Annotated in this window: 25 protein-coding genes; 8 read left to right on the top strand and 17 right to left on the bottom strand. The window is 71.4% G+C overall.

Translation table 11 applies throughout. The features are described 5' to 3' along the window. Positions 1-71: 71 nt before the first annotated feature. Positions 72-1,268 (bottom strand): fumarylacetoacetase, encoded by a 1,197-nt coding sequence (fahA, locus tag AB0B14_RS22645; protein ID WP_357068009.1) that lies wholly within the window; start codon positions 1,266-1,268, stop codon positions 72-74. Further along, entirely contained in the window at positions 1,265-2,134 is an 870-nt protein-coding gene (locus AB0B14_RS22640; RefSeq protein WP_357068007.1) for a hypothetical protein, read from the bottom strand. Before AB0B14_RS22640 ends, fahA begins: the two co-directional genes overlap by 4 nt. A 94-nt stretch (positions 2,135-2,228) precedes the next feature. Between AB0B14_RS22640 and AB0B14_RS22635 the strand changes: the two genes are divergently transcribed. Then, the gene (locus tag AB0B14_RS22635) at positions 2,229-3,395 is read left to right on the top strand and encodes a cupin domain-containing protein (protein WP_357524003.1); all 1,167 of its coding nucleotides are present in this window, start codon (positions 2,229-2,231) and stop codon (positions 3,393-3,395) included. Between the two features lie 282 nt (positions 3,396-3,677). On the opposite strand, the gene AB0B14_RS22630 is transcribed toward AB0B14_RS22635, so the two are convergent. Genes AB0B14_RS22630 through AB0B14_RS22615 form a run of 4 tightly spaced genes read right to left on the bottom strand, consistent with a single transcriptional unit; the run spans position 3,678 to position 6,455 of the window. Further along, the gene (locus AB0B14_RS22630; protein ID WP_357524001.1) at positions 3,678-4,709 is read right to left on the bottom strand and encodes a tetratricopeptide repeat protein; all 1,032 of its coding nucleotides are present in this window, start codon (positions 4,707-4,709) and stop codon (positions 3,678-3,680) included. Positions 4,710-4,719: 10 nt separating this feature from the next. Further along, positions 4,720-5,202: a 2-C-methyl-D-erythritol 2,4-cyclodiphosphate synthase gene (ispF, locus tag AB0B14_RS22625; protein WP_357523998.1), complete on the bottom strand. Its 483-nt coding sequence runs from the start codon at positions 5,200-5,202 to the stop codon at positions 4,720-4,722. A gap of 16 nt (positions 5,203-5,218) precedes the next feature. After that, complete coding sequence (gene ispD, locus AB0B14_RS22620; RefSeq protein WP_357067999.1) at positions 5,219-5,914, bottom strand: 2-C-methyl-D-erythritol 4-phosphate cytidylyltransferase; 696 nt, start codon at positions 5,912-5,914, stop codon at positions 5,219-5,221. 55 nt (positions 5,915-5,969) lie between these two features. Further along, positions 5,970-6,455: a CarD family transcriptional regulator gene (locus AB0B14_RS22615; RefSeq protein WP_007073334.1), complete on the bottom strand. Its 486-nt coding sequence runs from the start codon at positions 6,453-6,455 to the stop codon at positions 5,970-5,972. A 327-nt stretch (positions 6,456-6,782) separates the two neighbouring features. Between AB0B14_RS22615 and AB0B14_RS22610 the strand changes: the two genes are divergently transcribed. Continuing rightward, positions 6,783-7,472 (top strand): hypothetical protein, encoded by a 690-nt coding sequence (locus AB0B14_RS22610; protein WP_357523996.1) that lies wholly within the window; start codon positions 6,783-6,785, stop codon positions 7,470-7,472. 19 nt (positions 7,473-7,491) lie between these two features. Here AB0B14_RS22610 and AB0B14_RS22605 read toward each other — a convergent pair whose 3' ends face one another. From AB0B14_RS22605 to AB0B14_RS22590, 4 genes are all read right to left on the bottom strand, one after another. Next, positions 7,492-8,127, bottom strand: a complete 636-nt coding sequence (locus AB0B14_RS22605) for a hypothetical protein (protein WP_357523994.1) — start codon at positions 8,125-8,127, stop codon at positions 7,492-7,494. A 32-nt stretch (positions 8,128-8,159) separates the two neighbouring features. Next, a complete protein-coding gene (locus AB0B14_RS22600; protein WP_357523992.1) occupies positions 8,160-9,209 on the bottom strand; it encodes a type III polyketide synthase in 1,050 nt (349 codons plus the stop codon). A gap of 94 nt (positions 9,210-9,303) precedes the next feature. After that, the gene (locus AB0B14_RS22595; protein WP_357523990.1) at positions 9,304-10,470 is read right to left on the bottom strand and encodes an acyl-CoA dehydrogenase family protein; all 1,167 of its coding nucleotides are present in this window, start codon (positions 10,468-10,470) and stop codon (positions 9,304-9,306) included. 42 nt (positions 10,471-10,512) lie between these two features. Next, entirely contained in the window at positions 10,513-11,283 is a 771-nt protein-coding gene (locus AB0B14_RS22590; protein ID WP_357067989.1) for a methyltransferase domain-containing protein, read from the bottom strand. Positions 11,284-11,329: 46 nt separating this feature from the next. On the opposite strand from AB0B14_RS22590, the gene AB0B14_RS22585 reads away from it, so the two are divergent. The 4 genes from AB0B14_RS22585 to disA all read left to right on the top strand — a co-directional run bounded on the left by AB0B14_RS22585 (position 11,330) and on the right by disA (position 15,979). After that, positions 11,330-12,169 carry a UbiA family prenyltransferase gene (locus AB0B14_RS22585; protein WP_357067987.1) on the top strand — a complete coding sequence of 280 codons (840 nt, stop codon included), beginning with the start codon at positions 11,330-11,332 and terminating at the stop codon, positions 12,167-12,169. 140 nt (positions 12,170-12,309) lie between these two features. Then, on the top strand, positions 12,310-13,119 hold the full coding sequence (locus AB0B14_RS22580; RefSeq protein WP_357523988.1) for a hypothetical protein: 810 nt from the start codon (positions 12,310-12,312) through the stop codon (positions 13,117-13,119). A gap of 85 nt (positions 13,120-13,204) precedes the next feature. Continuing rightward, on the top strand, positions 13,205-14,662 hold the full coding sequence (gene radA, locus AB0B14_RS22575) for a DNA repair protein RadA (protein ID WP_357067983.1): 1,458 nt from the start codon (positions 13,205-13,207) through the stop codon (positions 14,660-14,662). Between the two features lie 132 nt (positions 14,663-14,794). After that, on the top strand, positions 14,795-15,979 hold the full coding sequence (gene disA / locus AB0B14_RS22570) for a DNA integrity scanning diadenylate cyclase DisA (RefSeq protein ID WP_124772010.1): 1,185 nt from the start codon (positions 14,795-14,797) through the stop codon (positions 15,977-15,979). Positions 15,980-15,985: 6 nt separating this feature from the next. Here the strand turns inward: disA and AB0B14_RS22565 are convergent, their stop codons facing one another. From AB0B14_RS22565 to AB0B14_RS22555, 3 genes are all read right to left on the bottom strand, one after another. Then, positions 15,986-16,702 carry a hypothetical protein gene (locus AB0B14_RS22565; protein WP_357067980.1) on the bottom strand — a complete coding sequence of 239 codons (717 nt, stop codon included), beginning with the start codon at positions 16,700-16,702 and terminating at the stop codon, positions 15,986-15,988. Positions 16,703-16,820: 118 nt separating this feature from the next. Next, positions 16,821-17,387: a peptide deformylase gene (locus AB0B14_RS22560; protein ID WP_357068429.1), complete on the bottom strand. Its 567-nt coding sequence runs from the start codon at positions 17,385-17,387 to the stop codon at positions 16,821-16,823. A gap of 14 nt (positions 17,388-17,401) precedes the next feature. Beyond that, positions 17,402-17,914: an ACT domain-containing protein gene (locus tag AB0B14_RS22555; protein WP_357067978.1), complete on the bottom strand. Its 513-nt coding sequence runs from the start codon at positions 17,912-17,914 to the stop codon at positions 17,402-17,404. Positions 17,915-18,010: 96 nt separating this feature from the next. On the opposite strand from AB0B14_RS22555, the gene AB0B14_RS22550 reads away from it, so the two are divergent. After that, positions 18,011-18,922, top strand: coding sequence for an A/G-specific adenine glycosylase (locus tag AB0B14_RS22550; RefSeq protein WP_357523986.1), 912 nt, complete (start codon positions 18,011-18,013; stop codon positions 18,920-18,922). Positions 18,923-19,675: 753 nt separating this feature from the next. Here the strand turns inward: AB0B14_RS22550 and AB0B14_RS22545 are convergent. From AB0B14_RS22545 to lysS, 3 genes are all read right to left on the bottom strand, one after another. Then, complete coding sequence (locus tag AB0B14_RS22545; RefSeq protein ID WP_357067974.1) at positions 19,676-22,219, bottom strand: ATP-dependent Clp protease ATP-binding subunit; 2,544 nt, start codon at positions 22,217-22,219, stop codon at positions 19,676-19,678. Positions 22,220-22,744: 525 nt separating this feature from the next. Further along, the gene (locus AB0B14_RS22540; protein ID WP_110563841.1) at positions 22,745-23,089 is read right to left on the bottom strand and encodes an Lsr2 family protein; all 345 of its coding nucleotides are present in this window, start codon (positions 23,087-23,089) and stop codon (positions 22,745-22,747) included. Positions 23,090-23,200: 111 nt separating this feature from the next. Next, a complete protein-coding gene (gene lysS / locus AB0B14_RS22535; RefSeq protein ID WP_357067971.1) occupies positions 23,201-24,709 on the bottom strand; it encodes a lysine--tRNA ligase in 1,509 nt (502 codons plus the stop codon). Between the two features lie 88 nt (positions 24,710-24,797). Between lysS and AB0B14_RS22530 the strand changes: the two genes are divergently transcribed. Then, entirely contained in the window at positions 24,798-25,535 is a 738-nt protein-coding gene (locus AB0B14_RS22530; RefSeq protein ID WP_357523984.1) for a class I SAM-dependent methyltransferase, read from the top strand. A gap of 3 nt (positions 25,536-25,538) precedes the next feature. Here the strand turns inward: AB0B14_RS22530 and AB0B14_RS22525 are convergent, their stop codons facing one another. Beyond that, the gene (locus AB0B14_RS22525) at positions 25,539-26,297 is read right to left on the bottom strand and encodes a type III pantothenate kinase (RefSeq protein WP_357067967.1); all 759 of its coding nucleotides are present in this window, start codon (positions 26,295-26,297) and stop codon (positions 25,539-25,541) included. Positions 26,298-26,338: the final 41 nt, after the last annotated feature.

Raw genomic sequence — 26,338 nt, 5'->3', positions numbered from 1 at the left:
ATGCACGAGACGGACGGAACGAGCCCGCCCAGCGGGCCGGACGGAAGCGGGCCGGACGGAAAGGGGCCTACTCAGCGGGCCGGACGAATCGTGCCGGTGACCTCGCCCAGGGCGATGGTGGTGCCGTCCGGGCCGGGCGCGGTGGCGGTGATGGTCACCGTGTCGCCGTCGGCGAGGAAGGTGCGGCTCTCGTCGCCCACCGGGACCGGCTCCGTCCCGCCCCAGGTCAGCTCCAGGAACGAGCCGACCTGCGACCGGTCCGGGCCGGACACGGTGCCGGAGGCGTACAGGTCGCCGGTGCGCAGTGCCGCGCCGTTGACGGTGAGGTGGGCCAACTGCTGGGCCGGTGTCCAGTACATGGTGGCGAACGGCGGCTCGCTGACCAGTGCGCCGTTCCACTCCACCGCCAGCCGAAGGTCCAGGCCCAGGTGCGGCACGTCGCGCAGGTAGTCGACCACCGGCGGATCCTGGTCGGGGGCCGGTACGAAGGCGTCGCCGAGCGCGTCCAGCGGCGTGACCCAGGCCGAGACCGAGGTGGCGAACGACTTGCCGAGGAACGGGCCGAGCGGCTGGTACTCCCAGGCCTGGATGTCCCGAGCGGACCAGTCGTTGACGAGCACCACCCCGAAGACGTGGTCGGCGAAGTCGTCGACGGACACCCGATCGCCCAGCTCGCTCGGTACACCCACCACGAAGCCGACCTCGGCCTCGATGTCGAGGCGTACCGATGGGCCGGTGACCGGGCCCTCGGCGGAGGCCCGCTGGCCGGTCGGCCGGGTCACCGGCGTGCCGGAGACGACCACCGTGCCGGCCCGCCCGTGGTAGCCGATCGGCAGGTGCTTCCAGTTGGGCAGCAGCGCGGGCTGACCGGGGCGGAAGATCTGCCCCACGTTCGACGCGTGGTGCTCGGAGGAGTAGAAGTCGACGTAGTCGGCCACCTCGATCGGGAGCAGCAGCTCCACGTCGTCGAGGGGCACCAGCATCGGCTCCACGTCGGCCCGGTGCGTCGGGTCGGTCAACAGCTCGGTGATCCGCTGCCGTACCGCGACCCACTGCGGACGGCCCAACGCCATGAACTCGTTCAGGGTGGGCCGGCACAACGCACCGGCGGCCAGCACCAGCTCCGCGGCCTCCGCCGCGGCCAGGTCGAACACCCACGACCCGATCCGTACGCCGATCCGTGGCTCGCCCCCGTCGCGCCGGAAGACCCCGTACGGCAGGTTCGTCACCCCGTACGGCGAACCGTCAACGCCGGTCACCCAGGTCATGCGTCGTAGCCCCCGTTCACCAGCCCCAGCCGGATCAGATCGGTAAGTGGTTCCAGGATGCTGCACGAGCCGAAGCCGACCCAGAGTGGGCGGGGCTCGTGCAGCCGTGCGGTGGCGCGTTCCAACAGGGGGCGCGGGTCGAGCGCGGTCAGCAGCTCGGCGACCCGGCTCACGCCCGCGCCGTCGGCGGCGGCCAGCGTCGCGGCCAGCACGTTGGCGTACCCGTGGTGGGTGAACCCGGTCTCCGGGTCGAGGTGCCGGACGGCCTGGTGCAGCCCGGCGGTGAGCTTGAACGGCAGGTCCCGGTCCCGGCAGGCGCAGATCACCGCGGCCAACTCGGTCGGGGTGGGGAAGAGTTCGGCGGCCAGCCCGCCGGTGCGGAACTTGGCGGCGATCGGCACGCCGTCGGCCCGGGCGGCGGTGAGCGCGTCCAGCGCGCCCATCAGCCCGAAGGTCAACGGAAGCTCGGCGTACACGGCCTCGACGCCCGACATGGTGTCGATCAGCCGCAGCAGCTCGGCGATGCCGGGCAGCGGGTCCTCACCGCGCTTGGCGACCGCCACCTCGACCTGACGCGCGGTGACACCGTCCGGTGCCAGGACCGAGAGCGTGAACGGCAGGTTCCCGATCCCGGTGTCACCGATCAGCCCGATCACCAGGCCCTCGCCCGGGTCGACCAGAGCACTCAGCTCGCCCGCCGCGATGGTCGAGGCGGGGATCAGCAGCGGACCGACCAGGTCCGCGTACCAGGCGGCGCGGTGCTGCCGGTGGGCAGCCAGGGCGTCGGGCAGCGCGGCGCTGCCCGGAGGGAAGACGGCAGCGTCGTCCACCAGGCCATCGAGGAGTACGGGCACCTGCGTTGACACGGAACAAGAATGTACGGGACGCTACGAGGAACGGACAACAGCGTCCGATTATCGGACGCCTTCGGCCGGTGAACGGGAAATATCGGGAGGCGAGATGCCGTATTACCGCAGCGTCGGCGAGGTGCCGCGCAAGCGCCACACCCAGTTCCGGCAGCCCGACGGCAGCCTCTACGCCGAGGAGCTGATGGGCCAGGAGGGCTTCTCCTCCGACTCGTCCCTGCTCTACCACCGGCACGCGCCCACCGCGATCCTGGCCGCCGACGAGTTCACCCCGCCCGCGTTCACCCGGGCACCGAACCTGCCGCTCAAGCCCCGCCACCTGCGCACCCACAAGCTGGACACCGGCGGCGCCGACCCGATCCTCGGCCGGCAGTACCTGCTCGCCAACGACGACGTCCGAATCGGTTACGTGCTCGCCGACCGGCCCTCGCCGCTGTTCCGCGACGCCACCGGCGACCATTGCCTCTACGTCGAGTCGGGCACCCTGCGGGTCGAGTCCCCGTTCGGGGCGCTGGACGTAGTCGCCGGCGACTACGTCGTCATCCCCACCTCGACCATCCACCGGCTGGTGCCCACCGGCGACCAGCCGGCCCGGCTGCTCGCCGTCGAGGCCTCCGGGCACATCGGCCCGCCCAAGCGCTACCTCTCCGTGCGCGGCCAGTTCCTGGAGCACTCGCCGTACTGCGAGCGCGACGTCCGTGGCCCCGACGCCCCGCTGCTCGTCGACGGCGAGGAGGTCGAGGTGCTGGTCCGCCACCGGCGCGGTTGGACCCGCTACGTCTACGCCCACCACCCGTTCGACGTGGTCGGTTGGGACGGGCACCTCTACCCGTGGGCCTTCTTCATCCACGACTTCGAGCCGATCACCGGCCGCATCCACCAGCCCCCGCCGGTGCACCAGACCTTCCAGGGCCCCAACTTCGTCATCTGCTCGTTCGTGCCCCGCAAGGTCGACTACCACCCGGACTCGATCCCGGTGCCGTACAACCACCACAACGTCGACTCCGACGAGATGCTCTTCTACACCGGCGGCAACTACGAGGCCCGCCGCGGCTCCGGCATCGAGCAGGGCTCGATCTCGCTGCACCCGTCCGGGTTCACCCACGGACCGCAGCCGGGCGCCGCCGAGCGTTCCATCGGCGCCGACTACTTCGACGAGTTGGCCGTCATGGTCGACACCTTCCGCCCCCTGGACCTCTGCGACGCCGCCAACACCTGCGAAGACGAGGGGTACGCCTGGACCTGGGCCCGCCGGAGCTAGCCCTCCCCCGGCCGACCCCACCCCTCCCGGCCCCGTACCGCCCGTGCCGCCCTCCGGCGGGTCGATCATGGAGTTGTGGTGGGTGACAAAGAGCCCGCGACATTACAAAACAGGCACCACAACTCCATGATCGACACGGGCCCCGCCCACCCTCTCGCGATCTTGCAGTTTCTGCTCGGGCTTAGGGGACTTTCCGACGACCGAAAATGCAAGATCGACGGGGGTACGGGGCACGGGGCGCGGGCAGGGCGTTCTTGCGGGGGCGAGCTGCCGTGCCATCGGTCAGGGGCGGATGGCGGTTCTGGTGAAGATGGCGAACTCGGCTACCGCCGTGGCGACGATGGTCAGCACCAGGGGCCACGGGGAGCCGGCCACCGCGTAGACCAGCAGCAGCAGCGGCGCGGCGGCCACGGCGTAGATCGCCAGGGCCATCGCGCGGTCCGAGTGCAGCAGGGCGGGGAGGACTGTCCGGGTCAGTCCCGGCAGCCGGGCCGCGAGCTGCCAGACGACGATCCCGCCGGTGAGCGCGGCGAGGACCGCCAGGATGCGGGAGAACCCGTCGTTCGCCGACGCCGCGAACGCGACGAGCACCGCCGCCACCAGTGACCAGCCCGCGCCGTAGAGCACCAGGCGGTGCAGCCCGTACGCGAGGGTCCGTGGCGAGTCGATCCGGCTCGGGCTGATCGTCACCGCCTCGGCGACGTGTGCCAACGCCTCCGACCAGCGGCGCTGCTCCAGCCGCAGGACACCCACGTCGTGCGCGGCATCGGTGAGACGTGGGTCGAGCCGCAGCGCCTCCCGGTAGGCCCGCTCGGCCAGGTCGAACAGGTCCAGGCGGGCGGCGACCAGACTGAGCACGAGGTGTGCCTGCGACTCCTCCGGGGCCAGTTCGACGCCACGCCAGGCCGCGTTCAACGCCGGTTGGCCGTTACGGGCGTCCGCCAGGATCGCCGCCGCGCTCCGCTGGGCGTACGCGTCGGCCGGGCCAAGGACGAGGATCCGATCCGCGGTGGCCGCCGACTCGGAATACCGCTCCAGGTCGGCCAGCGCCATGGCCCTGGCGACCAGCGGCGGAAGTGACTCCGGGGCGGCCGCCACGGCCCGGTCCGCGGCGATGAGCGCCTCGGCTGGGCGGCCGGCGGCCAGGTGCACCCGGGCCAGCATGGTGAGGGCGTCCACGTCGTCCGGCTGGAGGGCCAGCCCGTAGGTCAGCTCCCCGGTCGCCTCGTCGTGGCGGCCGAGCTCGGCGAGAAGTTGGGCCCGCTGGACGTAGCCGTCGGCGGCGGACTGGTCGGGGGCCGGGTCGCTGGACATCGCGGCGAGCTTAGGCGGCCGGCGCGTCGTACACCAGGGCCACCGCCACGCCGGCAAGCCCTTCCTCGCGGCCGGTGAAGCCGAGCCCGTCGGTGGTCGCGGCGGAGAGGGTGACCGGAGCGCCCACGGCGGCGGAGAGCACCTCCTGTGCCTCCGCACGCCGCTTGCCGATCTTGGGGCGGTTGCCGACGACCTGCACCGACACGTTGCCGATCTCCAGGCCGCTGGCCCGCACCCGGCGGGCCGTCTCGGTCAGCAGGGCCACCCCGGACGCGCCGGCCCACTCCGGCTGGTCCACCCCGAAGGCGGAGCCGAGATCACCGAGACCGGCGGCGGAGAGCAGCGCGTTGCAGGCGGCGTGCGCGACCACATCGGCGTCCGAGTGCCCGGCGAGGCCGTCCTGGTCGGGCCAGAGCAGACCCGCGACCCAGCAGGGCCGGCCCGGCTCGAACGCGTGCACGTCGGTGCCGATGGCCACCCGGGGAACGATCATGAGCAGAGAGTACGCGTCAACCGGACGCGGCAAGCAGGTGCTCGGCCAGCGCCAGGTCGAACGGCCTGGTGATTTTCAGGGCGTACTCCGAGCCCGGCACGCAGCTCACCGCGACGCCCTGCTTCTCGACAAGCCCGGCGTCGTCGGTGAGCGGGTCGCCGGCCGCGGCGTGTGCGGCACTGAGCACGGACCGGCGGAAACCCTGCGGGGTCTGCACCGCGCGCAGGGCGGAACGGTCGACGGTGCCGAGCACCACCTCGTCGGCACCGACCTCCTTGATCGTGTCGACGACCGGCAGCACCGGGATCACCGCGGCCCGTCCGTCGCGGACGGCCGCCGCGACGGACTCGACGAGCTCGGGTGGGGTGAGCGCCCGGGCCGCGTCATGCACCAGGACGATCGTCGGGCCGGCGGGCACCGCGGCCAGCGCGGCGGCCACCGACGCCTGCCGTTCCGCACCGCCCGCGACGACGATCACCGGCGCGACCGGGGCGAGCAAATCGCGGACGGCCTGCACGTCGGCGACCGGTGCGGCCACCACGATCGTGTGCACCGATGGTGCGGCGGCCAGTCGACGCACGGCGTGCACCAACAGCGGCTCGCCGGCGAGCAGACGCAGCGCCTTGGGTCGGCCGGGGCCGAGGCGTACACCGGCACCCGCCGCAGGCACGAGGACCGCGACGTCACCGCGCGGATTGAGCTGCGCGGTCACGTCGCGGTCCTCGGTGGTTTCTTCGCTGGGTAGTGGGAAGACGATGCTGTGCGGACTAGGCCTCGGTCAGGACCTTGTCGAGCAGCGTCTCCGCCTCATCCTTGGTGCTCTTCTCAGCCAGCGCGACCTCGCCGACGAGAATGTCGCGGGCCTTCGCAAGCATCCGCTTCTCGCCCGCGGAGAGGCCCCGCTCCCGCTCCCGGCGCCACAGGTCACGCACGACCTCGGCGACCTTCAGCGGATTGCCGGAGGCCAGCTTTTCCAAGTTGGCCTTGTAACGCCGCGACCAGTTGGTCGGCTCCTCGGTGTGCGGAGCCCGCAGAACGTCGAAGACCTTGCCGAGGCCCTCTTCGCCGACAACCTCACGAACGCCCACGATCTCGGCGTTCTCAGCCGGCACCCGGACCGTCAGGTCACCCTGCGCGACCCTCAGGACGAGGTATTGCTTAGGCTCGCCCTTGATGACCCGAGTCTCGATTGCCTCGATGAGTGCGGCCCCGTGGTGGGGGTAAACAACGGTCTCGCCGACACTGAAAACCATAGGTTCGAAACCCCTTTCGCTGTGTCTAGGGTAACACGCTCAGGCACCGATGTCTCACCGATGTCCTGACCGTTGGCGCAGCTCAGGGGCCCTGTGAGAGGTCTTGCTTCAGCTTGACAGGCGGTCAAACCGATGGTTCAAACACGCTCCGTAACGTGCGGATGACTGCCCGGCACGAGTGAACAGAACGTCGAGATCAAGGGCAATGCGCTCCTCCCATGGTATCCCGGCCAGCGGGAATGCGCCCAGATGTAGCGGGAGGTGCCCCTGGTGCGCGACCCTGGAGACCGAGCCGCACTCCGCTCTCGAGACCCTCCAGGAGGTCCGATGGGCAAGCCGGATGCCGAGGGCCACGGGCCGACCGAGGGCCTGCCCGGCCTGCCGCCCGAGTGGGGCCGCGTCGTGATCCCCGACGACGCCTCGACGCTCGCCAGCGAGGCCGCCCAGGTGCGTCGCGAGCTGCGCCGCGCCGCCGCCGGCCACCGCTCCGGCCACCTCGCCCTGCCACTGCTGGTGCTGATGGTCGCGGTGCTCACCACGATGGCCGGCCTCCTCGCCGTCGCCTGGCCACGCGCCAGCCGGGGCACCGACCGCCCGACCCCGGCCCCATACTCGCCTCCCGCCACCGTCGCCGGCCGCGCGCTGCCCGCGCTGGACCTGGTCGACGCCGCCCAGGAGCCGGTGCCGCTCCGCGGCCTGCTGCCCGCCATGATCATCCTGGTGGACGGCTGCCCCTGTCCCGAGCGGATCGGCGAGGCCGTGGCGGCAGCGCCGGCCGGAGTCGTGGTGATCACCGTGGCCGGAGGGCGGACGGTCGCGACCCCGCCACCCGACCGCAGGGGCGTCCGGGCGCTGGCCGACCCCGCCGGCGGGCTGCGGTCGTTCCTGGGCCAACCGGCCCGCCCCGGCACCCTGACCGCGCTGCTTGTCGACCGCGACGGTGTGGTGACCCGGGTGTTGCCCGACCTGGGGACCGTCGACTCCTACCGCAGCGACCTGAGCGCCCTCGCCGGCTGACGCCACACACCCCACCGGGTCAACGGGGCAGGCCGACGACTTGCGCCTCGACATCGATCTCGCGCACCCCGACTGTCGACAGCGCCACCCGGAACGGCCTGCCGTGCGACAGAACCTCGGTGGTGGTGATGGTGCCGTCGCAGTCGATCTCGGACGGCCCGGCCAGCTCGCCGTCGAAGACCGTCACCGACAGGGTGCCCGGCCTGGTGCACCGGTACTGCAGCAGGTAGCGGGAGTCACCGCCGCCCGCCTGCCGGACGACGCGCTGCCCCGGCGCGAGCACCGTCCGCTCCCGCCAGATCGTCTCGCGGAACGAGGGCAGCTCACCCCGGAAGAAGAGCCAGCTCGGATCGCCCTCGATGTCGATGATCGTGCCGTTGGCCGGGTCGATCACCGCCCGCGGGGCATCCACCGCCCGGACGGCCGCCCCCGTCTCTCCGTCGACCCGCGCGGTCAGCTCACCACCCCGGACCAGGGCGCGATCCAACGGTGTGCTGACGCTGGGCCCCACGGCAGGTGTGGCCGTCGCACCAGCCGGCCCGGCCACCGGGGAGGGCGCGGCCGATCGCCACCACCAGCCACCGGCGACCAGGACGGCCACCGTCGCGCCGAACAGCACCGCCGAGCGCAGCCGCTCATCCGCCATCGCATCCACCCATCCAGCGTAACGCCGCAGGTGGCGGAGACTCAGTCCTGTCGATCGAGCAGGGCAGCATACAGGGTGAGGCCGGGGCCGAAGGCCAGCATGACGACCCGCCGAGCCGCCGGCGTCGAACGGCCCAACCGGTCCAGGATCAGCAACACGGTTGGCGACGAACAGTTGCCGTGCTCGTCGAGCGTCGCCCGGGACGCCGCCAACCCCTGCGGAGGAAGGGCCAACTCCCGCTCCACCACGTTGAGGATTCGCGGACCACCCGGGTGCACCGCCCAACCGTCCACGTCGGAGCTGGTGACACCGTGCCGGGCCAGCATCTCGTCGACCAGGCCACGGACGTGCCTCGAGAGCACCTGCGGCACCTTCGGCGACAACCCCATCCGGAAGCCGGCATCGGTGACGTCCCAGGTCATGTGGTCGGCGGTCGAGGTGTCGGTGACCGCGGTGACCTCGCGTAACGCGTACCCCCGGCCGCCGGGCACGACCACGGCGGCGACCGCGGCGTCCGAGAAGAGCGCGTGGGAGACGATCTGCTGGGTGTCCACCCGGGCGCTGGACGGCTGGATGTGCAGGCTGGTCAGCTCCGCGCAGAGCAGTAGCGCCGGCCGCCCCCGCGCGGTGACGAAGTCGCTCGCCGCGCCGAGCCCCGGCAGCGCCGCGTAACAGCCCATGTGGCCGATGAACATCCGCTGGGTGTCCGCGGCCATGCCGAGGTCCCGGGCGAGCAGGATGTCCAGCCCGGGCGTGGCGTAGCCGGTGCAGGAGCAGACGATGAACAGCCCGATGTCACCGGCGCCCAGCCCGGCGGCGGTCAGCGCGCGACCCACCGCCTCCTTGCCCAACGGCAGCGCCTCCACCTGGTAGCGGCGCATCCGGCGCTCGGTCGGCCAGTCCGAGACGTCCTCCAACAGCGGGTTGACCGCCGCCTGGCGCCGGGCCACCCCGGAGTTCGCGAAGATCCGCTGGGCCAACGACCGGGTGGTGCCGGTGAAGTGCCGGGCGAAGAAGCCCTCCCACAACTCGTCCTGCGAAGCGGACGGCGGCTGCGCAGCCCCGAGCCCCGCGATCACTGGTACGGACACGATCCCCACCTCTCGTCAGATGCTGTCCTCCCCCTGGCCGTCCCACCAGCCACCTCGGCTGGCCGTTCTTTCCTGCGAGCCGCGTGCGGTCGGCTCACCAACGCGGTGCCGATCCGTCACGATCCGGGTCGCCGCCCAACGCGGCGATGCCGAGCCAGTCGGCGCAGACATCCGACGTGGCCGGGTGCAGTGAGCCGCAGCGGGCATCCCGGTAGAGCCGCTCCAACGGGTGACCACGGCGGGTCGCCGAGGTGCCCGCCGCCTCCAGCACCGACGCGGCCACCTCCGCCGCCGTGCTGCCGGCGAGCAGCTTCGCCCGCCACACCCAGCGGTTGGTCTCCTCGTCGCCGGGTGCCTCGTCCACCCGACGGGCCGCCTCGGCGACCACCAGCTGGGCGGCAGCGGTCGTGGCGTCCGCTCGCCCCAGCCGGGCCCGCACCGCCGGCAGGCCGGCCAGGTTGCGGGCGTTGAGATGCTCCGCCGCCGCGTCGATCGCCGCGCGGGCGACCCCCACGTAGACGGCCGCGTAGCTGGCCACCAGCCAGTGCGGCATCAGCTGGGCGACCACCAGCGCCAACCCCTCCACGCCACCGAGCAGCCGGTCGGCCGGCACGCTCACGTCCAGGTGCAGGTCGTGTGAGGAGGTGGCCCGCATGCCGAGCGCGTCCCAGGTCGACTCCACGGTCAGCCCGTCGCCGGCCGGCACCAGGAACTGCGAGACCACCGACTGGTCGGCCGCGCTGCGCGCCGCCACCAGGTAGCCGTCGGCGTGCCCGGCACCGGAACAGAAGGTCTTGCTGCCCTTGAGATGCCAGCCCTCGTCGGTCGCCTCGTAGACAGTGCTCAGTTGGGACAGCCGGGCGCCGGCGCCACGCTCGCTCATCGCGACCGCGTACCAGGAGCCACCCGCGGCGGCGGTGAGCAGTCGGTCCCGGGCGGCCAGCGCCTCGTCCGGCACACCCAACGCCTCGGCCAACTCCTCGGTGACCGCACCCAGCGCGCCGGTCACCGAGGCGTGCATGTTGAACACCAGGGCGGTCGCCCCGTTGCCCCGGGCAAGCTCAGTGGCCACTGCGGTGTACTCGGCGAAGGTCGCTCCCATGCCTCCCAGCGCGCGGGGCACCAGCAACCCGAACAGGCCGGCCTCCCGCAGATCACGGAAGTCGTCCACCGGAAAGGAACCGTCCCGGTCGTGCTGGGCCGCCCGCGCGGCGAACCGGGGCGCCAACCGGCGGGCCGCCTCAAGCGCGTGCACCGTCATCTCGTCTCCTCCACTCCAGTGCCGTACCCCGCCACGGCCCGACTATCCGTTTCGGACTCCCCAGCCCTGGTAGAGCACGGCGGTGGACCTGGTGGGCACGATGCGCGGAACGGGGCCGGCTGGCGTCGCACCCGACCGGTTTGCCCGGGCGCGTCGCAGCAGCCAGGCGACCAGGCCGCCGGCCTGCGGGCGGATGCCGCGCACCCGCAGGTCGACGCCGTGTCGAGCACACTCGGCGACCAACGCCCGAGCATCCACGAACAACCGTGGATCGTGGATGCCGCGCGGCACCGTCGGCAGTCGCTCGGCGATCCGTACCGCGACGAGCCGGGCCAGCGCCGTGTCGTTCAGCGTGTCCAACACCAGCAGGCCGCCCGGACGCAGCAGCCGGCACGCCTCGGCCACCACGCGCGGCCAGGCCGGCACGTGCTCCAGCAACTCGCCAGCGGAGACCACGTCGGCACAGCCGTCCGGGAGCGGCACGGCTGTCGCGTCACCCTGGACGACGCGCACCCCGTGCTCGGCCGCCTGGACCAGCGCCGAGCGGGTCAGATCCACACCGACGTGGCGGTAACCCCTGCCGGTCAGGTGCGGCGCGAGCAGGCCGGCACCGCAGCCCAGGTCCACGAGCAACGCGCCGGGGCGGGTCGCCGGTGGCACCAGCGCCGCGCGGGCCGCGGCAAGCCAGTGCAGCATCGCGAACGCGCCATCCGGCCGCCACCACTCACCGGCCAGGTCGTCGTACTGGCGCGGGTCGTTACGCGGCAACACCCTCGGGCCGGCGGGCGCCGCGGCCGCAGCCACGTCTCGCATGGCACCGAGCGTGGCACGACTGCTCGGTAACGACCAGACTTCCCTTATGTCGTCGAGGGTGTTAGGGCTGGTCAGAGCGAGCCATCCAGAACCGGCCGCAGCGGTGACCACGGTCGCCGGTCTGCTGGCGTGGGGAGTGGGCCACCGGGCGTCCGGAATCGTCTCGGTGGTGCTCGCCGTGCTGGCCAGTCAGCTCGCCGTCGGGTGGACCAACGACGCCCTGGACGCCGAGCGGGACGCCACTGTGGGGCGTACCGACAAACCGGTCGCCGCCGGCGCGGTCGGCCGGCGCGCCACGGCCTGGGCGGCGGCGGTGGCCGCGGTCGCCTGCCCGCTGCTGGCGCTGACCACGAACCCGACGGCGGCGTTCTGGCTGACCGTCGCCCTGGTCTCCGCGCTGCTCTACGACTGGCCGCTCAAGGCCACCGCCTTCTCGGTGCTGCCGTACGCCGTCTCGTTCGGCGCCCTGCCCGCCTTCGTGGTGCTGGCGCTGCCCGGCCAGCCGACCCCACCGCTCTGGTTGGTGACGGCGGCGGCCTGCCTGGGAGCCGGGGCGCACTTCGCCAACGTGCTGCCCGACCTGGCCGACGACGCCCGGACCGGGGTGCGCGGCCTGCCCCACCGGCTGGGGGCCGCCGGCAGCCGGGCGGCGGCGGCCGGCCTGCTGCTCGCGGCGACCGCGACCCTGGTCCTCGGACCACCCGGGCCGCCGTCGGCCATCGGGCTGGCGGCGGTCGGCACGGCCGCCGTGGTGCCGGCACTGAGCTGGTACGCCGGACGCTCGGCGGTCCGGGCGGGCCGGCGGCCGGTGGCGGCCTTCCGGGCGGTGATGCTGGTGGCCCTGATCGACGTGGTCCTGCTGGTGGCGAGCGGTCGGGTGGTCTGAGCGGCACCCGGCCAGGTGGCATTGCCGGGTCCGCGTGCGGGCCTCGATCAGCCCCAACTACCCTGGAGCGCGGTCTGCGCGGGTATGGCCACCGTGCCCGGCATGCGGTCCGGGTGGGGATTGTGACGAGGAGGACCGACGTGACGCGCTCGATCAGGGGATCCCGGCGGGCGGCCCTGTTGCTGTCCGGGATTGCGGCAACCGGCCTGCTGGCGTCCGGATGCGGCACCGGTCAGATCGCCGAGACCGCGTTGAAGGAGCCGTCGGTCCAGGGCGCCAACCTCACGACCAGCAACGGTTTCTTCTCCGTCCGGGGCCTGCTGGTGAACTACCCGGGCGTCGAGGGCTACAAGGCCGGCCAGGATGCTCCGCTGAACGCCGTGATCTACAACGACTCCAAGGAGACGGTCACCGTCACCGTCACCACCGAGGGCGCTCGCGAGGTGCGGATCAGCGACGGCTCGGCGTCCGCGTCGGCCAGCGCGTCCGCGTCGGCCAGCGCGTCCCCGTCCGGCAGCGTGTTGCCGTCCGGCAGCGCGTCGCCGTCCGGCTCACAGAGCCCGTCGGTGTCCACGTCCCGCCCGGCCAGCCCGTCGGCTACCCCGTCCGAGACCGGGTCGTCCTCGGCCACGCCGTCCGCTCCGGAGTCGGCGCGGGCGTCGGGCTCGGCCAGCCCCGCGGCCCCCGGCGAGCTGGCCCGCATCGAGCTGGCTCCGCTGAGCTACCTCCAGCTCAACTCCGAGGCCACCTCGCAGCTCCGGCTGATCGGCCTGACCGAGGCGCTGCGTTCCGGTCAGAACGTCTCGGTGACCTTCGACTTCGGCAACGGCATCAAGCTGACCGGCCAGGCGCCGATCGCGGTGCCGCTCACCCCGGCCGCACCCCCCTCGCCGATCATCGAGCGCGAGGGCGGCTACGAGGGCGACGAGGGCGGCACGACCCACGAGTGACACGACCTCCGCATCGACAGACGCCCCGGCGTGGTGACCACCACGCCGGGGTGTTTTCGTCGTACGCGAGGGCTAGCGTCCTGATGTGACCACCTCCCGATCGACCCCTCCGCGTGGCGGCACGACAAATGCCGCCCGTGGTCGGTCCACCGCCCGCGAGCCTCGTCCGGCCTACCAGTGCGACGCCTGTGGGCACCAGCCGCCCAAGTGGGTGGGGCGCTGCCCGGAGTGCGGCGAGTGGGGCGCGGTGGTCGAGAGCACGGTGACCGGCCCGACCGTCTCCGGTCGGGTGGTCAGCTCCCGGGTGCCGTCCGAGCCGGCCCGGCCGATCGCCACCATCAGCGCCGCCCCGGCCCGCGCCGTGCCCACCGGGGTGAGCGAGCTCGACCGGGTGCTCGGCGGCGGCCTGGTGCCCGGTGCCGTGGTGCTGCTCGCCGGCGAGCCCGGCGTGGGCAAGTCGACCCTGCTGCTGGATGTGGCCCAGCAGTGGGCGGTCAATGCCGGCAGCCCTTCGCTGGTGGTCAGTGGCGAGGAGTCGGTCAGTCAGGTGCGGTTGCGCGCCGAGCGGATGGGCACCCTGCACGACCGGCTCTACCTCGCGGCCGAGAGCGACCTGGCGTCGGTGCTCGGCCACCTCGACGCGGTCAAGCCGGGCCTGCTGGTGCTCGACTCGGTGCAGACCATCTCCACCACCGGCACCGAGGGGGTGCCCGGCGGGGTGACCCAGGTGCGCGCGGTCACCGCCGCGCTGGTCTCGGTCGCCAAGGAGCGCGGCATCGCCACCGTGCTGGTCGGGCACGTCACCAAGGACGGCCAGGTGGCCGGGCCGCGGGTGCTGGAGCACCTGGTCGACGTGGTGTTGCACTTCGAGGGTGACAAGCACTCCTCGCTGCGCCTGGTGCGCGGCGTGAAGAACCGGTTCGGCGCGGCCGACGAGGTCGGCTGTTTCGAGATGCACGAGGGCGGCATCAGCAGCCTGGCCGACCCGTCCGGGCTGTTCCTGACCCGCTACGCGGAGCCGGTTCCGGGCACCTGCGTGACGGTGGCCATGGAGGGGCGGCGGGCCCTGGTCACCGAGGTGCAGGCGCTGATCGGCGCGACGGTGGCCGGCTCTCCCCGGCGCACCGTCTCCGGCCTCGACTCGGCGCGCCTGGCGATGGTGCTCGCGGTGCTGCAACGGCGCACCGAGCGGCTGACCCTGCACGACCGGGAGGTCTTCGCCGCCACGGTGGGCGGCATCCGGGTGGTGGAGCCGGCCGCCGACCTCGCGGTCGCGTTGGCGGTCGCCTCCGGCGGGCTCAACCTGGCCATCGCCCCGCACCTGGTGGCGATCGGCGAGGTGGGTCTGACCGGCGAGGTGCGTCGGGTCGGTGCGGTGCCTCGCCGACTGGCCGAGGCGGCCCGGCTGGGGTTCAAGGTGGCCCTGGTGCCGCCCGGTTGCGGCCCGACCAGCGCGGGCGCCGGTCCCGAGCAGATGCGCGTGACCGAGGTCACGGATGTCCGTTCTGCACTGCACCATGCGGCTCGCGCGTCCGCTGAGTGACCCACCGTGCCGACGGAGACGGCGAAACCGGACAGCACGTCGCAACCAGGAAACGGGTTGGAAGGGCCGCATCGTGACACATCACAGTAACCACGACAGCACCCACCGCACGGCAGTCCGTAGACTGTCCCCGTGCCGATCGACCGCGATACCACCAAGCCAGCCGGCGCGCCGCCCCAGGCCCGCACCGGCGCCGTGGGCTCGCCCGCCCGCACGATCAGCGTGAGCGTGACCGCGGGAGCCACCGGGAGCGCCGGGGACCCACTGCGCGCCAACCTCGCCCTGATGGCCCCGGGCACCGCCCTGCGCGACGGTTTGGAGCGCATCCTGCGCGGCCGCACCGGCGCGCTGATCGTGCTCGGCTACGACAAGGTCGTCGAGGGCCTGTGCACCGGTGGCTTTCCACTGGACGTGGAGTTCTCCGCGACGCGGGTCCGGGAGCTGTGCAAAATGGACGGCGCCGTCGTGCTCTCCAGCGACGGCACCAGGATCGTCCGGGCGGCCGTGCACCTGATGCCCGACCCGTCCATCCCGACCGAAGAGTCCGGCACCCGGCACCGCACCGCCGAGCGGGTGGCCCGGCAGACCGGCTATCCGGTCATCTCGGTCAGCCAGTCGATGCGGATCATCAGCCTCTACGTCAACGGCCAGCGGCACGTGCTGGACGACTCGGCGGCGATCCTCTCCCGGGCCAACCAGGCGCTCGCCACCCTTGAGCGATACAAGCTCCGGCTGGACGAGGTCTCCGGCACGCTCTCCGCACTGGAGATCGAGGATCTCGTCACCGTCCGGGACGCGGTGGCCGTGGTGCAGCGACTGGAGATGGTTCGCCGGATCGCCGACGAGATCGCCGGCTACGTGGTGGAGCTGGGCACCGACGGCCGCCTGCTGGCCCTGCAGCTCGACGAGCTGATGGCCGGCGTGGACGCCGACCGGACGCTTGTCATCCGGGACTACCTCCCGGTCGGCCGCAAGTCGCGCACCCTGGACGAGGCACTTGTCGAGCTGGACCTGCTCGGCGCCACCGAGCTGATCGACCTGGTGTCGGTGGCCAAGGCCATCGGCTACCCGGCCGCGTCCGACGCACTGGACGCCGCGGTCAGCCCTCGCGGTTTCCGACTGCTGGCCAAGGTGCCGAGGCTGCCGGTGGCGGTGGTCGACCGTCTGGTGTTGCATTTCGGCAGCCTCCAACGGCTGCTCGGCGCGACAGTCGAGGATCTGCAGGCCGTCGAAGGGGTCGGCGACGCCCGGGCACGCGGCGTCCGTGAAGGGCTGTCTCGGCTCGCCGAGGCATCGATCCTGGAACGCTACGTCTGATCCGGCTCAGCCGGTGACGGTGAGCTTCACCGGCGCGCTGAGCTTCGTGCCGACCCGGGCGAACACCTCGTACGCGCCGGTCGGCGGGAACGGCCCGGCGGCCAGCCCGCTGCCGTCGCACCGGCTGGTGTCCCGCCCGTTCCACGCCACGGTGTAGGAGCGCTCCAGGTTCGGGGTGAAGGACTGCACGTCCGAGCCCTGGACCTTGCCGCAGGTGTCCGAGGACCAGACCTTCTCGGCACCGGACTTGATGAAGATCTCCTGTGCCTCGGCACCGACGTTCCGGCTGCACGTCCGGTCCGACGTGTTTTTGATCTTGAGGTGCAGATCAACGAGCGCCCCACGCTGGGCCGAGGTCGGACTCGCCACCGAGACCACCCGGATCTCCGCGTCGGTGCAGGTGCCGTCGTCCTCCGCACCGGCGGCCGCACCCGGTGGAGGCGTGTTGCTGGTGATCGCGGGGCTCGGGGTCGTCGCACCGGCATCGGCGGAAGCGGGCGGCGGCGGAGCCCCGGTCTGTGGCGTCAGCAGCGGCCCGCCGGGACCTGTCGTCCCGGTGGGCGTGGCCGTGGACGCCGCCCCCGTCTTCCGGTCGTCGTCGGAGCGACCCGAGCCGGTGCAGGAGTAGAGCAGGACAATCAGGAAGAGAAGCCCCGCTCCGAGTACGACGACGCGACGCCGCCAGTACACGGCGGGTGGCAGGGGGCCGACCGTCAGACGCATGATGCCCCCCACCGTAGCCGCGCTGCGCCCGCCAGTGGAGCGCGACGCGCCGGAGCCCTCCCGGGACACCCGCTCCACCCTCCACTGAGGACGGACAGTCCGATCGTCCGGCACCCGATCAGAGGTAGACCTTGCGCTGATAGACGGCGTGCGCACCCGCCACCCGATCCAGAAAGAGCAACCCCGCGCAGTGGTCGATCTCGTGCTGCAACGCCCGCGCCTCGAAGCCGTCGGTCACCAACCGGACCGGCGTACCGGTGCCCGGCAGGTCACCCTCCACCACCAGCCGGCTGGCTCGCTTCACGTCCCCGGTCAGGTCCGGCACCGACATGCAACCCTCCCGGCCCGGTTTCCACCGGGTCGCCTCGACCACGCGCGCATTGCACAACACGAAGGTCCCGTGCACCGTGACCGCCTTCGGATGCCCCGTCACGTCCACGGCGAAGACACGAGCACCCACCCCCACCTGCGGTGCCGCCAGCCCGACACAGCCCGGCGACACCCGCATCGTCGCCACCAGGTCGGCCGCGAGCTGGACTGTCTCGTCCGCCGTGGGATCGACCTCTCCGGCGGCCCGACTCAGCACCGGATGCGGAGCGGACAACACCGCCCGCACCACACCCGGCAGGGCCAACGCCTCGGGTGTCCAACCGCCCAGACCGGCGTACGCCTCGGCGTCCGGCACGCTCTCCGCGCCGGTCACAGCAGATCCGGGTCCGCCGGACGGAGCGTGACCTCCACGCCCAGCTCGGCAGCCGTCCGATGCAGCCGGTCGACGAGTGCGTCGGCCACACCGGCCGGCAACTCGACCTCGGCCAACACCACGTAGAGCGAACCCGCCAACCGGGTGCTCAGGTCGGTGACATTCCCGCCCGCGTCGACAAGCACCCGCGTCATCGCCGCCACGATGCCCATCCGGTCCGAACCGTGCACCGCCATCACGTACGGCTCACCCACCGCGGGTACCTCGCCGTCGGGAGTCACCGCGCGTACCGTCGCCAGCAGTTGACCCTCGGCGGCCAGCGGCGCCAGCGCGGCCTCGACCTCGGCGACTGCCGGTCCGGTGCAGATCAGGGTCATCGCGAAATGCCCCCGCAGTCGTGTCATCGTGCTGTCGGTGAGGTTCGCGCCCAGTCGGGCGAGCACCTCGGCGACGTCGGCCACGATGCCCGGCCGGTCCCGACCGATGACGGTGATCGCGAGCTCGTTCATCCGCGCATTCTCGCCGATCCGCCCGACTCCGTCCGGACACCCCGCCCGAGCCGCCCATCCAGCGGGACCGCACCACGTGACATCATCGACGGCGCCATGACTCAACCCGATTTCGCCACCCTGGTCAGCCGATGGTTCCAGCAGCACGCCCGTGACCTCCCGTGGCGTGCGCCGGGCACCAGCCCGTGGGCCATCCTGGTCAGCGAGGTCATGCTCCAGCAGACACCCGTGGTCCGCGTGGTGCCGGCCTGGCAGGCATGGCTGGCCCGCTGGCCGGAGCCGGCGGCGCTGGCCGCGGACACCCCCGCCGAGGCGATCCGGATGTGGGGACGCCTCGGTTACCCCCGTCGGGCGGTCCGGCTGCGGGAATGCGCGGTCGCGATCGTCGACCGGCACGGCGGCCAGGTGCCGGACCGCCTGGAACAACTGCTGGCCCTGCCCGGGGTCGGCACGTACACGGCGCGGGCGGTGGCAGCCTTCGCGTACGGGCAGCGGCACCCGGTGGTCGACACCAACGTGCGTCGGGTGGTCTGCCGGGCCGTAGCCGGCGAGCCGGACGCCGGACCGGTCACCCGACCAGCCGACCTGATCGCCACCGAGGAGCTACTCCCGGCACAACCGGCCGCGGCCGCGCTGGCCAGCGCCGCGTTCATGGAGCTGGGCGCGGTCATCTGCACCGCCCGGTCACCGCGCTGCACGGCCTGCCCGGTCGAGTCGATCTGCGCGTGGCGGGCCTCCGGCCAGGAGGCCCCGGCCGGGCCAACCCGCCGACCCCAGCGGTACGCGGGCACCGACCGACAGGTACGCGGCCTGCTGCTCGGGGTGCTCCGGGAGACCACCGGACCGGTGCCACACGAACGGCTGGACCAGGTCTGGACCGACGACGTGCAGCGCGCCCGTGCCCTGGCCGGCCTGGTGCAGGACGGGCTTGTCGAACCGGCCGGCACCGACTCCTTCCGCCTCGTCGGCGACGGCCCGTCCCTCCCCACCGCCGACCTGACCACCTGACCCACCACAGTTGCGCTAACGGTCAGCTGAGTGGCGCGAAACTCGCGCCTCCGCACGTTCGTCACCCCAGGAACGCCCCACCCTCGCCGATCTTGCACTTTCGGTCGCCGTTATGCCCTGAACACCCCCTTATGCCGCGACAGCAAGTGCAAGATCGCGGAGAAGGAGCAGTTCGGTCTCGTCGATCATGGGGTTGTGGTGCCTGATTTGATGCTATTAGGGCGGTTTGTTGCCCACCGCAACTCCATGATCGACCAGGAGTGCGGGTTGACGAGCAGCACCGCCGCCCCGGATCAGCCCCGCCGCCCCGATCAGGCCACAACATCAGGGAAATTGCTGCCTCCGGATGCTTCGAGGCAACACTTTCCCTGATGTTGTGGGGATCTTGTGCCAGCCGGGCGCAGGCGCGAGCATCGCGGCACAAGGGGCGAGCATCGCGGCGCAGCACTCAGGCGCAGGACGCGGACGCGGGACACGGGACACGGGACACGGCACACGGCACACGGCACACGGCACACGGCACACGGGCGCACCCGACTGGCGCAGCGGGCGCGGGCGCGGCCCACGGCGCGGGCCGAACGCGGCGGGCGCGGGCCGAACGCGGCGGGCGCGGGCCGGTGCGGCGGGCACGGGCCGGTGCGGCGGGCACGGGCCGAACGCGGCGAGCGGGTGTGGCCTGTGGGCGTAGCGCAAAAAGGCGGGGCCCCGATGGCTTTCGCCACCGGGGCCCCGCCCCTTGCTGTGCTGGTTGTGCTACTCGTCCGCGCCTGCGGCGGCGGTGCCAGCGGCAGTGCCACCCAGGTCGGCCGGGACGGCGTCCGGAACTTCGACCGGCTTGTCCGCGCCGTGGAAGACCAGCTTGGACTTGTCGATGTCGTTCGGGTCGCCCTCACAGTCCACCACGACGATCTGACCCGGGGTCAGCTCGTTGAACAGGATCCGCTCGGAGAGGTTGTCCTCGATGTCGCGCTGGATCGTGCGACGAAGCGGACGGGCACCGAGCACCGGGTCGAAGCCCTTCGCCGCCAGGTACTTCTTGGCGTTGTCGGTCAGCTCCAGGCCCATGTCCTTGTTGCGCAGCTGGCCCTCGATCCGCTGGATCATGATGTCCACGATCGAGAGGATCTCGCTCTGGCGCAGCTGGTGGAAGACGATGGTGTCGTCGATCCGGTTGAGGAACTCAGGCCGGAAGTGCTGCTTGAGCTCGTCGTTGACCTTCTGCTTCATCCGGTCGTAGTTGGACTCGGCGTCCTCCGACTGCTGGAAGCCCAGCGACACCGCCTTGGCGACGTCACGGGTGCCCAGGTTGGTGGTCAGGATGATGACCGTGTTCTTGAAGTCCACGATCCGACCCTGACCGTCGGTGAGCCGACCGTCTTCGAGGATCTGGAGCAGCGTGTTGAACACGTCCGGGTGGGCCTTCTCGATCTCGTCGAAGAGGACCACCGAGAACGGCCGACGCCGCACCTTCTCGGTCAGCTGCCCGCCCTCGTCGTAACCGACGTAGCCGGGAGGGGCACCCACAAGCCGGGAGACCGTGTAGCGGTCGTGGAACTCGGACATGTCCAGCTGGATGAGGGCATCCTCGCTGCCGAAGAGGAACTCGGCGAGCGCCTTGGACAGCTCGGTCTTACCGACACCGGACGGGCCGGCGAAGATGAACGAGCCCGACGGGCGCTTCGGGTCCTTCAGGCCGGCCCGGGTACGCCGGATCGCCTTCGAGACCGCCTTGACCGCATCCTCCTGGCCGATGACGCGCTTGTGCAGCTCGTCCTCCATGCGCAGCAGGCGTGAGGTCTCCTCCTCGGTCAGCTTGTAGACCGGGATGCCGGTCCAGTTGCCGAGCACCTCGGCGATCTGCTCGTCGTCAACCTCGCTGACGACGTCCAGGTCACCGGCCTTCCACTCCTTCTCCCGCTGAGCCTTCTGGCCGAGCAGCTGCTTCTCCTTGTCGCGCAGCTGGGCGGCACGCTCGAAGTCCTGAGCGTCGATCGCGGACTCCTTGTCGCGCCGCACCTGGGCGATGCGCTCGTCGAAGTCACGCAGGTCTGGCGGCGCGGTCATCCGACGGATCCGCATCCGGGCACCGGCCTCGTCGATCAGGTCGATCGCCTTGTCCGGCAGGAAGCGGTCGGAGATGTACCGGTCGGCCAGCGTCGCCGCAGCCACGAGAGCGGCGTCGGTGATGCTCACCCGGTGGTGCGCCTCGTAACGGTCACGCAGGCCCTTGAGGATCTCGATGGTGTGCGCCAGCGAGGGCTCACCCACCTGGATCGGCTGGAACCGACGCTCGAGAGCGGCATCCTTTTCCAGGTGCTTGCGGTATTCGTCAAGCGTGGTGGCACCGATGGTCTGCAGCTCACCACGGGCCAACATCGGCTTGAGGATGCTCGCGGCGTCGATCGCGCCCTCGGCGGCACCCGCACCCACCAGGGTGTGGATCTCGTCGATGAACAGGATGATGTCGCCGCGGGTGCGGATCTCCTTGAGCACCTTCTTGAGGCGCTCCTCGAAGTCACCGCGGTAGCGGGAACCGGCGACCAGCGCACCCAGGTCGAGCGTGTAGAGCTGCTTGTCCTTCAGAGTCTCGGGCACCTCGCCCTTGATGATCTTCTGGGAAAGCCCCTCCACCACGGCGGTCTTACCGACGCCGGGCTCACCGATCAGGACCGGGTTGTTCTTGGTACGGCGGGAGAGCACCTGCATGACCCGCTCGATTTCCTTCTCGCGCCCGATGACCGGGTCGAGCTTGCCCTCGCGGGCGGCCTGGGTCAGGTTGCGGCCGAACTGGTCCAGCACCAGGCTGGTCGACGGCGCGGCCTCACCCGGCGCGGCGCCCGCCGCGGCAGGCTCCTTGCCCTGGTAGCCGGAGAGCAGCTGGATCACCTGCTGGCGGACCCGGTTGAGGTCGGCGCCGAGCTTGACCAGCACCTGGGCGGCGACGCCCTCGCCCTCACGGATCAGCCCGAGCAGGATGTGCTCCGTGCCGATGTAGTTGTGGCCGAGCTGCAGCGCCTCGCGCAGCGACAGCTCCAGCACCTTCTTGGCCCGCGGCGTGAACGGGATGTGCCCGCTCGGCGCCTGCTGACCCTGGCCGATGATCTCCTCGACCTGCTGGCGGACGCCCTCCAGGGAGATGCCGAGGCTCTCCAGGGCCTTCGCCGCGACGCCTTCACCTTCGTGGATCAGGCCCAGCAGGATGTGTTCCGTACCGATGTAGTTGTGGTTGAGCATCCGGGCCTCTTCTTGGGCCAGGACGACAACCCGTCGCGCTCGGTCGGTGAACCGCTCGAACATGCCCTCGTGCTCCTCACGTGCCGTGCGCCTTGATGGTCAAGATCTTGGCGGGGCCGGTGCACGAACGTCCGGGACGGGCGTCCGTGCCTCCTTACTCTATCGTCGCTGACCGACTCAGCTGAGGTCGTGTGTCTCTGGTCTGGGTCGGTTGCACGTCGTTTTGGACAACCGTCCGCGCTCAGGAGGTGTTCCGGTAGTCCTGTCGCTACGCGCAGAGCGAAATCCGACTGGGGCGACCGACGCCCGATCCGGGCTTCGGAGGCGTTCCGGAAGCCCTCGGGAGGGCGGACCGCCGGTCGCGGCAACGCCGCGCACCGAGCTTGGGGAAGGTTGTCCACAGGCTGTGGATAGTTGCTCCACTGGTTGTGGACAACGTCGGTGCACGCGGAATGCTTCCCGGCCCGCAGACACGGCGACGCCGGCCCGCAGACGGCCCGCAGACACGGCGACGCCGGCCCGGAGAAACTCCTCCGGCCCGGCGTCGGTGTCGCCTACGGTGGCGACTGACCACCAACTGGTGCTGGATCAGCGCTTCGCGTGGTACTCGTCGACGATCTCCTGCGGGATACGACCCCGGTCCGAGATGTCCTTGCCGGCCTTCTTGGCCCACTCCCGGATCGCCTTGTTCTGTTCGCGATCGGCCGTCGCGCCGCCCCGACCACGGGCGGCCCGCCCACCGATCACCACGCCGCCCCGGCCGACCTTGGTGCCGGCGCCCACGTACGAGGCAAAAGCGTCGCGCAATTTAGCCGCGTTGGCACTCGACAGGTCGATCTCGTACTGAACGCCGTCGAGGGCGAACTTGACGGTCTCGTCCGCGTCCCCGCCGTCCAGGTCATCGACCAGCTTGTGAATGATCTGCTTGGCCACGTCCCACATTCCTTTCGAGCAGGGCACTCCTGCTAACGAGAGCACAATAACCCCCGCAGTGCTTGCCGCGTCAATAGGATGCCGTTACGGCACGGCGCGTGGCGGGCGAGACTACTCCGGGCGGACCAACGGGAAGAGGATCGTTTCCCGAATTCCGAGGCCGGTCAGGGCCATCAACAGCCGGTCGATTCCCATTCCCATACCGCCGGCCGGCGGCATTCCGTACTCCATCGCCCGGAGAAAGTCCTCGTCGAGGCGCATCGCCTCGTCGTCGCCACGGGCCGCGAGCTGCGCCTGGGCCACCAGCCGCTCCCGCTGCACGACCGGGTCGACCAGCTCGGAGTACCCGGTGCCCAGCTCGAAACCGAGCACGTAGAGGTCCCACTTCTCGGCCAGCCCCGGCTCGCCGCGGTGGGCCCGGGTGAGCGGGCTGGTCTCCTCCGGGTAGTCCCGCACGAAGGTGGGCGCCTCCAGGCTGGGGACGACCAGTTCCTCGAACAGTTCCTCGGCCAGCTTGCCCGGCCCCCACTTCGGGTCGACCGCCAATCCCACCTTGTCCGCGTACTCGACCAGGCGGGTCCGCTCGGTGCGGACCGTGACCTCCTCGCCGAGCGCTTCGGAAAGCACGCCGAACAGCGTGACCGACCGCCACTCGCCCCCCAGGTCGAACTCCCGCCCGTCGGCGTGGGTCACCACCGTCGAACCGCTGACCGCGATCGCCGCCTGTTGCACGAGATTACGGGTCAGGTCGGCGATCGTGTCGTAGTCGCCGTACGCCTGGTACGTCTCCAGCATCGCGAACTCGGGCGAGTGCGAAGAGTCGACACCCTCATTACGGAAGTTGCGGTTGATCTCGAAGACTCGGTCGACACCGCCGACCACCGCGCGCTTGAGAAACAGTTCCGGAGCGATTCGCAGATACAGATCAGTGCTCAACGCATTGCTGTGGGTCACGAACGGCCGGGCCGTCGCCCCGCCATGCAGCAGTTGCAACATCGGTGTTTCCACCTCGATGAAGCCCTGTCCGTGGAGTGAATCGCGCAGACTGCGTACGGCGGCGGCTCGGGTACGGACCATCTCCCGTGCCTGCGGCCGGACGATCAGGTCGACGTAACGTTGCCGGACGCGGGCCTCCTCGGAGAGCGGCTTGTGTGCCACCGGCAACGGCCGCAGCGCCTTGGCGGTCATCTCCCAGCGCTGCGCCAACACCGACAGCTCGCCCCGGCGGCTGGTGATCACCTCACCGGTGACGCCGACGTGGTCGCCGAGGTCGACCAGGCGCTTCCACGCCTCCAGCCGCTCCGGCCCGACCCGGTCCAGGGAGAGCATCGCCTGCAACTCGGTGCCGTCGCCGTCGCGCAGGGTGGCGAAGCACAGCTTGCCGGTGTTGCGTACGAAGATCACCCGGCCGGTGACCGCGACCTGGTCGCCGGTCGCGGTGTCGGTCGGCAGGTCGGCATAGCGGGCCCGGACCTGCGCCAGGGTGGTCGTCCGGGGAAAACCGACCGGGTAGGGCTGGACGCCCTCGGCGAGCATCCGGTCCCGCTTCTCCCGGCGGACCTTCATCTGCTCGGGAAGGTCGTCGGCGGGGTCCACTGGCACGGCGTTCTGCTCGCTCACGGCACGCTTCCTCGTCACGAAGATTCAGGGGGTCAGGGCCGAGCGTACTCAAGCCGTCCGGGGGCTGTTACCGGATAACCTGCCCGTCATGGTCGATCACACTCACGCCCTGTCCTTCGGTGCCGCGGCGAGTAGTTACGACCGGTTTCGACCGCACTATCCGGCAGCTGCCCTCCGGTGGGCACTCGACGGGTTGCGCCGCGCCCGGATCGTCGATCTCGGCGCGGGCACCGGCATCCTGACCCGGGACGTGCAGGCGCTGGGCCACGAGGTCGTACCCGTCGAACCCGATCCGGGGATGCGGGCGCAGCTCGCCGAGAGCACCCCGGGCACGACGGCGCTGGCGGGCAGCGCCGAGGCGGTGCCGCTGCCCGAAGCGGTGGCGGACGCGGTGCTGGTCGGGACGGCGTACCACTGGTTCGACCGGGAGCCGGCGCACGCCGAGATCGCCCGGGTGCTCCGCACCGGCGGCACCTTCGCCCCCATCTGGAACATCCGGGACGACAGTGTCGACTGGGTGGCGGAGCTGGGCCGGATCGCCCACCTCGACGACAAGTCCGCCGGCCTGGTCGAGAGGAACACGGACTTCGGGCCCGCGTTCGGCGCGATCGAGGCGCGCGAGTTCGTACACCGCACGACCCTCACCCCGGACGAGGTGCTCGGCATGGTCCGTACCCGCTCGTACTGGCTCACCGCCTCCGGCGAGGATCAGCAACGGGTGGAGCGGGAGCTGACCGAACTCCTCGACACCCACCCCGACCTGGCCGGTCGGGAGACCGTCGAGCTGCCGTACCGGACGTTGGTGCTGCGCGCCCGGCGGCACTGACTGTCACAGGTTGCGTTCGTAGACCATCCGGAGGCCGATCAGCGTGATCATCGGCTCGTGGTGGGTGATGGTGCGGCACTCGTTGATCACCAGGGAGGCCAGGCCGCCGGTGGCGATCACCGCCTTCACCTCGCCCAACTCCTCGGTCATCCGCTCGACGATGCGGTCCACCTGCCCGGCGAACCCGAAGTAGAGGCCGGCCTGGAGGCACTCCACGGTGTTCTTGCCGATCACCGAACGGGGCTTGGTGGCCTCGACCTTGCGCAGTTGGGCGGCGCGGGCGGCCAACGCGTCGAAGGAGATCTCGATGCCCGGGGCGAACGCCCCGCCGAGGAACTCGCCCCGGCCGCTGATCACGTCGAAGTTGGTGGTGGTGCCGAAGTCCACCACGATCGACGGCCCGCCGTAGAGGGAGTACGCGGCAAGCGTGTTCACCACCCGGTCGGCGCCCACCTCCTTCGGATTGTCGATCGCCAGCTGCACCCCGGTCCGTACGCCTGGCTCGACGATCACGCTCGGCAGGTCCGCGTAGTAGCGGCCGAGCATGGTGCGCAGCGAGCGCAGCGCGGCAGGCACCGTCGAGCAGGCGGCCACGCCGGTGATCTCGACGTTGTCCCCGGCGAGCAGCCCCCGGAACATCAGGCCCAACTCGTCCGCCGTCGAGCGGGCATCGGTCTTGATCCGCCAGGAGTGCACCAGCTTGTCGCCGTCGAAGGTCGCCAGCACGGTGTTGGTGTTTCCGATGTCGATGCAGAGCAGCACGCACGCAGCCTAGACAACCGGAGCATGCGTCCAGGCCACTG

The sequence above is a fragment of the Micromonospora sp. NPDC049171 genome, assembly GCF_040648275.1.
Classification (GTDB): domain Bacteria; phylum Actinomycetota; class Actinomycetes; order Mycobacteriales; family Micromonosporaceae; genus Micromonospora.
This window is presented reverse-complemented; position numbering and strand designations above follow the sequence as displayed.

Bases quoted from the DNA above. Each gene is read 5' to 3' on its own strand.
- fahA (WP_357068009.1), bottom strand. From the start codon at position 1,268: ATGACCTGGGTGACCGGCGTTGACGGTTCGCCGTACGGGGTGACGAAC.
- AB0B14_RS22635 (WP_357524003.1), top strand. From the start codon at position 2,229: ATGCCGTATTACCGCAGCGTCGGCGAGGTGCCGCGCAAGCGCCACACC.
- AB0B14_RS22630 (WP_357524001.1), bottom strand. From the start codon at position 4,709: ATGTCCAGCGACCCGGCCCCCGACCAGTCCGCCGCCGACGGCTACGTC.
- ispF (WP_357523998.1), bottom strand. From the start codon at position 5,202: ATGATCGTTCCCCGGGTGGCCATCGGCACCGACGTGCACGCGTTCGAG.
- AB0B14_RS22615 (WP_007073334.1), bottom strand. From the start codon at position 6,455: ATGGTTTTCAGTGTCGGCGAGACCGTTGTTTACCCCCACCACGGGGCC.
- AB0B14_RS22610 (WP_357523996.1), top strand. From the start codon at position 6,783: ATGGGCAAGCCGGATGCCGAGGGCCACGGGCCGACCGAGGGCCTGCCC.
- AB0B14_RS22595 (WP_357523990.1), bottom strand. From the start codon at position 10,470: ATGACGGTGCACGCGCTTGAGGCGGCCCGCCGGTTGGCGCCCCGGTTC.
- AB0B14_RS22590 (WP_357067989.1), bottom strand. From the start codon at position 11,283: ATGCGAGACGTGGCTGCGGCCGCGGCGCCCGCCGGCCCGAGGGTGTTG.
- AB0B14_RS22585 (WP_357067987.1), top strand. From the start codon at position 11,330: ATGTCGTCGAGGGTGTTAGGGCTGGTCAGAGCGAGCCATCCAGAACCG.
- AB0B14_RS22565 (WP_357067980.1), bottom strand. From the start codon at position 16,702: ATGCGTCTGACGGTCGGCCCCCTGCCACCCGCCGTGTACTGGCGGCGT.
- AB0B14_RS22555 (WP_357067978.1), bottom strand. From the start codon at position 17,914: ATGAACGAGCTCGCGATCACCGTCATCGGTCGGGACCGGCCGGGCATC.
- AB0B14_RS22550 (WP_357523986.1), top strand. From the start codon at position 18,011: ATGACTCAACCCGATTTCGCCACCCTGGTCAGCCGATGGTTCCAGCAG.
- AB0B14_RS22545 (WP_357067974.1), bottom strand. From the start codon at position 22,219: ATGTTCGAGCGGTTCACCGACCGAGCGCGACGGGTTGTCGTCCTGGCC.
- AB0B14_RS22530 (WP_357523984.1), top strand. From the start codon at position 24,798: ATGGTCGATCACACTCACGCCCTGTCCTTCGGTGCCGCGGCGAGTAGT.